6 protein-coding genes are annotated in these 6118 nt (G+C 68.8%); 1 reads left to right on the top strand and 5 read right to left on the bottom strand.

Features of this window, described 5'->3' with window-relative positions:
* Positions 1-507: 507 nt before the first annotated feature.
* From ACFWB8_RS36415 to ACFWB8_RS36395, 5 genes are all read right to left on the bottom strand, one after another.
* Positions 508-915 (bottom strand): hypothetical protein, encoded by a 408-nt coding sequence (locus ACFWB8_RS36415; RefSeq protein ID WP_385237430.1) that lies wholly within the window; start codon positions 913-915, stop codon positions 508-510.
* Between the two features lie 126 nt (positions 916-1041).
* Positions 1042-2046 carry a DUF932 domain-containing protein gene (locus ACFWB8_RS36410; protein ID WP_385237427.1) on the bottom strand — a complete coding sequence of 335 codons (1005 nt, stop codon included), beginning with the start codon at positions 2044-2046 and terminating at the stop codon, positions 1042-1044.
* Positions 2047-2161: 115 nt separating this feature from the next.
* Entirely contained in the window at positions 2162-2581 is a 420-nt protein-coding gene (locus tag ACFWB8_RS36405) for a hypothetical protein (RefSeq protein ID WP_385237424.1), read from the bottom strand.
* 66 nt (positions 2582-2647) lie between these two features.
* On the bottom strand, positions 2648-3031 hold the full coding sequence (locus ACFWB8_RS36400) for a hypothetical protein (protein WP_385237421.1): 384 nt from the start codon (positions 3029-3031) through the stop codon (positions 2648-2650).
* A gap of 537 nt (positions 3032-3568) precedes the next feature.
* Complete coding sequence (locus ACFWB8_RS36395; protein ID WP_385237418.1) at positions 3569-4204, bottom strand: hypothetical protein; 636 nt, start codon at positions 4202-4204, stop codon at positions 3569-3571.
* Between the two features lie 653 nt (positions 4205-4857).
* On the opposite strand from ACFWB8_RS36395, the gene ACFWB8_RS36390 reads away from it, so the two are divergent.
* Positions 4858-5811: a hypothetical protein gene (locus tag ACFWB8_RS36390; RefSeq protein ID WP_385237415.1), complete on the top strand. Its 954-nt coding sequence runs from the start codon at positions 4858-4860 to the stop codon at positions 5809-5811.
* Positions 5812-6118: the final 307 nt, after the last annotated feature.

Genomic DNA, 6118 nt, shown 5'->3' with positions numbered 1-6118 from the left:
CCAGGGCGCTGCGCGCCCTGGACTGAACCGCCTCGCTGCGCTCGGCGGGCCGGCCTTCGGCCGGTGCGCCTGCGCTTCGCTTAGGCGAGGGGTCCCGCTTCGCGGGACCCGAGCCGGTCCGCTTCGCTCCCCGGCTGTCATGGTTCGCTTCGCTTCCCATGATAAGGACAGGGTCGCTTCGCTCCCCTGGGAAACGTCCGCTGAGCGGCCGTCAGGGCCGGTCCGCTTCGCTCCCCGACCCTGCGAGCCCGCTACGCGGGCGGGCCAGCAAAGAGAGGGGGCGTGGGGCTGCGTCCGTTGTCAGGCTGGCTGCCCAGGCGCTGAATCAAGGCCGCTGGGAGAGCATCGCCCGGTCTCGCCTTGTATGCTTCATTCTTTGCATGGATAGTTTCAGGATTAGGCTGCGGGCGCCGATCCACTGACCGGCGAAACATAAGTGCGCAGTCCCAGTGAGGGCCCGGAGGAGCGGGTGCTGGCGCCCCTCCGGACTCGCTGTGGGGCGGATCGCTAGTGCAGGTGCAGCCAGGACGCTTCCTCGAAGCGGTCGTCGGTAGCCGGAAGCGGCTCACCCGTCTCTGGATCGAAGGCGTACGCGAGGCGGAGTGCATCGACCGTGAGCGGGGTGAGCGTGTCGGCCGCGAGCTTCCATGCCCGCACGCGGCTCGTGCCGTCGTCCTCATGGGTGCGCAGCACAATCCCGCAGACCTCGCTGTCCAGGGCGGGCGACATGGTTGTGACGGCGTCGGTCAGTTGGTTACCGAGGTGGGTCCGGTGCCCCCTGTTGTGGAAGGGGATTTGGGCCCAGGCGGCGCCTCCGCTCGCCGTGATGCTGTGGCAGCCGTCTCCGGCCGCGTCGAAGAGGGCGTAAAGCAGCCTCTCGGCTCGCTGGGCGAGCGGGGTGTCGGCGGTTTCCATGGGGGGCCTTTCGTTGGGTTCTTCGGGTGCGGCGGGGGTGCTACTCCCCCGCCGCTGTTGGAGTGGGGCTCAGTCCTGGGGCAGGAGCGTCGCCCCCGCCCCGGTGTGCTGCCTGGTGAGTGGGGGTCAGACGGTCATGAGGCGGAAGGCGTGTTCCATCACGCCGTCGGCGGTTCCGCTGATCACGCGCTCGGCGCGGGCAGCGTCCTTCAGGTCCGGGCTGGCGCCGCGCGCCGGGGCGCCGTGGTTGGCGTACTCGGTGATCGCGTTGTATCCAGCCCAGGCCGTGCCCCGGATGCTGGCCTGGGTTTCCGCCTCCTCGAACAGCTTCCGGATGGTCGTCCACCGGGTCTCGCGGTTCGTCTTCTTGCGGGCGCTGTCGGGGCCGGCCATCGGCCACAGTTCATCCACGATCGTGCGCAGCTTGGGGGTGGTCATTTCGGCGTTGAGCATGCGGTGTGCCGCCTTCTCGAACTCCTCGGCGTACTTGAACGTGAGCCCCAGGGCCTGGCGGGCCTCGGCGATGCGGCCGCGTGCTCCGGAGGTGTGGCGGACGGTGTAGCTGCTCCGCGCCTGCCGGAACCCGGCGCGCAGGGTGTTCGCGCACACGGCGCGGATGGGGGTGGTGCAGACCCGGAACGCGCTGCTGCCGTCGTGGGAGTTGGACGCGACGATGTACAGCTGGACTTCGTCAGTCCCCCCGATGGCCATGGACTGAGGCAGCTTCATGGTCAGAAAGACCTGTCGGCCTCCACGCAGCGACCCGGCAGTTTCGAAGATCGCCCCGGACTCGTCCACGAGGTGGTTGAGGAACTCGGCGTGTTCCTCGTTCTGGACCGGGGTGTAGTCGGTGCCGACCACACCGAGGGTCTCGGGGCGGCCGGTCTTGGGGTGGGTGCGCACGCTCGCCCGGTGGGCGGGCACCTCCAACATGGTCGCGCCGTCCTCAGTCAGCTCGGTAGCAGTCAGACCGACGAGCCGGACGTTCCAGTCGTTCAGGGCCGCCAAGCGCATGGCGTCCTCGGCGGTCATGGCGCCGGTGGTAACGGTGCCCAGGCGGTGCCAGGCGCTCGTGTTGGCGCTGACGAACGCGGCCGTGCCGTCGCTGAACTGCTCGATCTCATGTGCCACGGAAGTCTCTCCTTCTCGGATGTTCTACGGGTGCGGCGGGGGTGCCACTCCCCCGCCGCATAGGGTTGGGGTCAGTCTTTGAGGGGGCCCGGGGGCCGGTGCCGGGAAGGGCGGCTCAGACGAGTTCGGGGGCGTCCACGTAGACCGCGCCCGGCTCGGGACCGGTCAGTCGTCCTGCCTCGTCGAAGCAGTAGGCGTTGAACGACTGCGCGCCGGTGCAGGGACGCGCAACCAGGTCACGTACCCTCCACACCCTTACGGCTCTGGTGCCGTCCGCCTGCGGGGTACGCAGCACCACAACTGCCATTCCGCCGTTGATGGCAGTGCCGAACAACAGGCTTGCGACACGGTGCAGGTCGTGGCACTCGCTGTTGTCGTCGAACACCGGCCCCTCCAGGTCACAGGAGTGCTGGGCCGTGCGATCGCCGGAGAGATAGACGACGGACAGGTCGTGTGTCCCCTCGCCTGCCGCGCGGGCGAGAGCATGCAGCAGCGCAGACATGCGCTTGAGGTCCAAGGCAGATTTGGGTTCCATCAGCGTTCACGCTCCTCGGCGTGGCCGGGTACGGCTCCGCTGTACCCGGCGAGAGTTCCGGGCGGCTCAGGAGGCGGCCAGCACCTGACGGTCAAGGGTCCGTGCGCTGGCGTGGGCCAACAGACGGTCGATCAGCACGATGACCTGTTCGAAGCTCAAGCCCTCGGCCCCGTCCTTCGATGCCTGGCCCGTGAACAGCGCACGGCCCTCGACCGTGCGCGGACGCCGGTACAGCGACAGCAGGTTCTCCACGGGGGTGTTACGGGCCTGCACGCACTGCGCGGCGTAGTGGTCGGTCCACAAGACCAGGGAATCCGTGAGGCTCGCGCACGCGACGGAATCCGCGCCCAGGGCGCGCTGGGGGGTCATCACGGGATACCAGCCCAAGACATGGAATCCGCCCGCAGGCGACACCTCCACGGCAAAGCGATCCGGTCGTACAGAAGACATGGTTCTCCCTTGGATTGGGGGAAGTTCTTCGGTCATCGGTAGGGCCTTGCCACGGGACCCTCACCGACAAGAAAAGTCTATCGCAACTAAAGTGATCCCGGCGGCTCTGAGGCATGCCGAAAGAGTGAAGTAATTGCAGGTCAAAGGCGGTTTCTGCCCGGTGGGGGCGGGCATTGCGGGGCCGGTACCGCCCGCACCCTCGACGCGCAGCGGCGAGGGCAAGGGATACGGCAGCGCGAAGCGAGGACGCTGCGCGAGCGAAGCGAGCCCAGCGGCCGGCTGCCGTATCCCGCAGCGCGTGAGAGCGCGCAGCGCTCGGTCCGGGCGCAGCGAAGCGGAGCCCGGCACGCGGGGTTGGGGCGGCGCAGCGCAGCGGAGCCGCCCCAACCCGGGCGGCACCGGACCCGCAACGCCCGCCCCCACCGGGCAGAAAAAGGCCCCAGCCCTACCTATGCTGCGCGAGGAAAGCGCCCCAGGCCCGTGAAGGCGTCAACCGGCTCTCATGGAGTGCGGGAAAGGGCAGATGAAGCCGGCGGTTCAGCTCGCTGGGTGTGCTTTCTGGGCGGCCTCAACAGCCGCCCGGCGGACAACTGCAGGGAAGCCGAGAAGTATGGCGGCCTGTTCGGCGTTGAGCTCTGGGTTGTCCTGCATTCGCTGCGCGATCCGTGCGGCTCTGGCCTGCCGGAGGTGCTTCTGCGCGGCGGTGAAGGCGATTCCCAAGACGTCCACGGCGTGGGCTGCCGTCACGGCCGGGTCAGCGTCGAGGAGCTCGCCGATGCGACCGGGCAGCTGATCGCGGGGCACCATGTCCCCCGATCCGGTCGGCCGACCCAGGGGGCTCGAGGGGCCGCGGGCGGCCATGAACTGCTGCACTACGCCGCGGGGCCAGTGCTCGACACCGTGTACGTCAACGGCATGCGGCGTGAGCCGCGGGTCCTTCTTGTAGCTGTCCCAACTCCGCGGCTGGACCCCCAGCAGTGCGGCCGCCTCGCGCCGGTCCAGGAGATCGCCGTCGGAATCGTGGTCCGGCAGGGCCGACAATGGCCTACCCGTCAGGTGAGCGTCGATCTGATCCCGGTCCCACAACAGGACCCGCGATCCCTTGGAGCCGATCGGGGCGGGAAAGCCCTCCGCGGTGTACGGCTTAACGGTCTGGAACGTGGCCCAGTTCATACCCATGAGCTGAGCGACATCGCGTCGGCCAACCGTGAACGCCATGCGCCCAGCTCTGATCACGACACACCTTTCTCAGGTCACGCCTCGCGGCCCATGGCCGGCTTCCGGGAGCGATGCTGCACTCGGGCATCCCCGACCGACTGCTACACGAAAACGGTACAGGACTAAGAATGTGCCAGCTGCTCGCACAGGCTGGGCAACGTCGCTATGCTCGCGTCGATGACGCTCCCGGGTTTCCTGTGGATGTGTTCTTCGGTCGGCCGGCGCCCTTGCCACCCGCTCACGCGGAAGTGGGCGCCGGCCACATCTCGTGGCACCCCCCGCAAGTGGCGAAGGCGGTGTCGACATAGCGGATCGTCCAGAGCACCACACCGTTCAGGAGCAGATCGGGCGCGCCGAGCTGACCCTCCTCAGCTCGGCCCCACGCCGGCCTCCGGGTGGGAGGCCGCCTCATGCCCGTGCTGTTCCCACCGGACCGGGCTGGAACACGGATTCACGAAAAGGCGAAGATGAGAAGGTAGGCGAGGCACGCCGACGACAACACGGCGTGAAAGGGGGGAGGGTGTGATGGCCGGCCGGCAGCAGCGTGAGGTGGTCGTGGTCGATCCCGCCTGCCCCGACGACGTCGCCGCGTTCATCCGCCCGTACGCGTGGCAGTACGACCTCGAAGGCCCCCGGCCCCGTTCTGGTCGCCGGGCCTTTGGTCAGCACGGCTGGCCGCGACCGGCGCGGGCGCAGGCACGCTGTGGTGGGCCACCGCCGACCTCCTCGAAGCCGCCCACGGACCCGTCGGCTTCGCCTACAGCAGCCTGTCCGGGCTGACCGCCATCGCCGCGACCGCCGCCACCGGCGCCGTGATCCACACCGGGTACCGGCTCGTGCGCCTCCTGCCCGACGCCCGCCTCTACCCCCGAGCCCGCGGCCGCCACATCGCCGCCCACACCCTCTCCCCCACCGGCAGGACGCTCCTGGAACGGGCCCAACATGCCGTCGACACCGTCCTCGGCAGCGCTATGCACACGGCGGACCTGATCGACCGGCAGGCGAACACAGTGCGGCTGCCCGCCGAGCTGTGGGACATCGCCACCGCACTCGCCCAACACCACGGCCTCACCAGCGTGCGGGACGCCGGCGGCGAAGGCGAAGACGGTGGCGCCGGTCACAACGAAGCGCTGGCCGCCATCGAACGGCGCGTGCACGCGCTGGAGGCATACACGGAGCAGACCCTGCAAGCCGACGCCCTCCACGCCCGGTGGCTGCGCCAGCAGGCCGTATTGGAGCCCGGGCCCGGCCCCCGCGAAGTCCTCGCCCGCACCCCGGCCCACGAGCTGGCCACCGCCGACACGGACACCATGACCAGCCAGGCCCACGCGCTCACCCGCGCACCTTCACACCCAGCTCGACACCGAAACCTGACCGGCCCCGCCGCACGCCCTAGGCAGGTGATTCACGTTCTCGCGAACAAGGCCTACCCCGAGTTCAAGAGCTACGCGCAGCGCCAGGCCCCGCTCAGGCCTGCATCCCGCAAAGCCCAGACCACCCCAACCCTCAACCCACACACAGAAGAAAGTCCGCACACTCACCAGCAGAAATCCGGGGCCTGACCAGGCACAACGCAAACATGCTGCCGATACGCCTTCCCCCCATACCTCCCCTCATACTTCCACCCATATCCCCCCTGATCCTTTCCCCCATATTTCCCCCCATGCGCACACCCCGCTGCTCTCAACCCCGACGGTGACCGCCCCCGTCCCTCCGGGCACCCCGTCCATCCAGCGCACCACGGAGCGGAAAACGGCTCACGTGGAGTGCCAGGGGGAGTGTCTAATAAACGGCGGATCTGTTGATCATGGAGACGCCAAGTGAGTGAGATGACGATCGAGCACGAGTCCGTGGCTGAGCCGGTGGGTG

Source organism: Streptomyces sp. NPDC060031, assembly GCF_042736805.1.
Lineage (GTDB): Bacteria > Actinomycetota > Actinomycetes > Streptomycetales > Streptomycetaceae > Streptomyces.
Note: the sequence above shows the minus strand (reverse complement) of the source record. Positions and strands in the feature narration are given on the sequence as shown.

Coding starts and splice junctions, on each gene's coding strand:
- ACFWB8_RS36415 (WP_385237430.1), bottom strand. CDS start 915: ATGGAAACCGCCGACACCCCGCTCGCCCAGCGAGCCGAGAGGCTGCTT.
- ACFWB8_RS36405 (WP_385237424.1), bottom strand. CDS start 2,581: ATGGAACCCAAATCTGCCTTGGACCTCAAGCGCATGTCTGCGCTGCTG.
- ACFWB8_RS36400 (WP_385237421.1), bottom strand. CDS start 3,031: ATGTCTTCTGTACGACCGGATCGCTTTGCCGTGGAGGTGTCGCCTGCG.
- ACFWB8_RS36395 (WP_385237418.1), bottom strand. CDS start 4,204: ATGAACTGGGCCACGTTCCAGACCGTTAAGCCGTACACCGCGGAGGGC.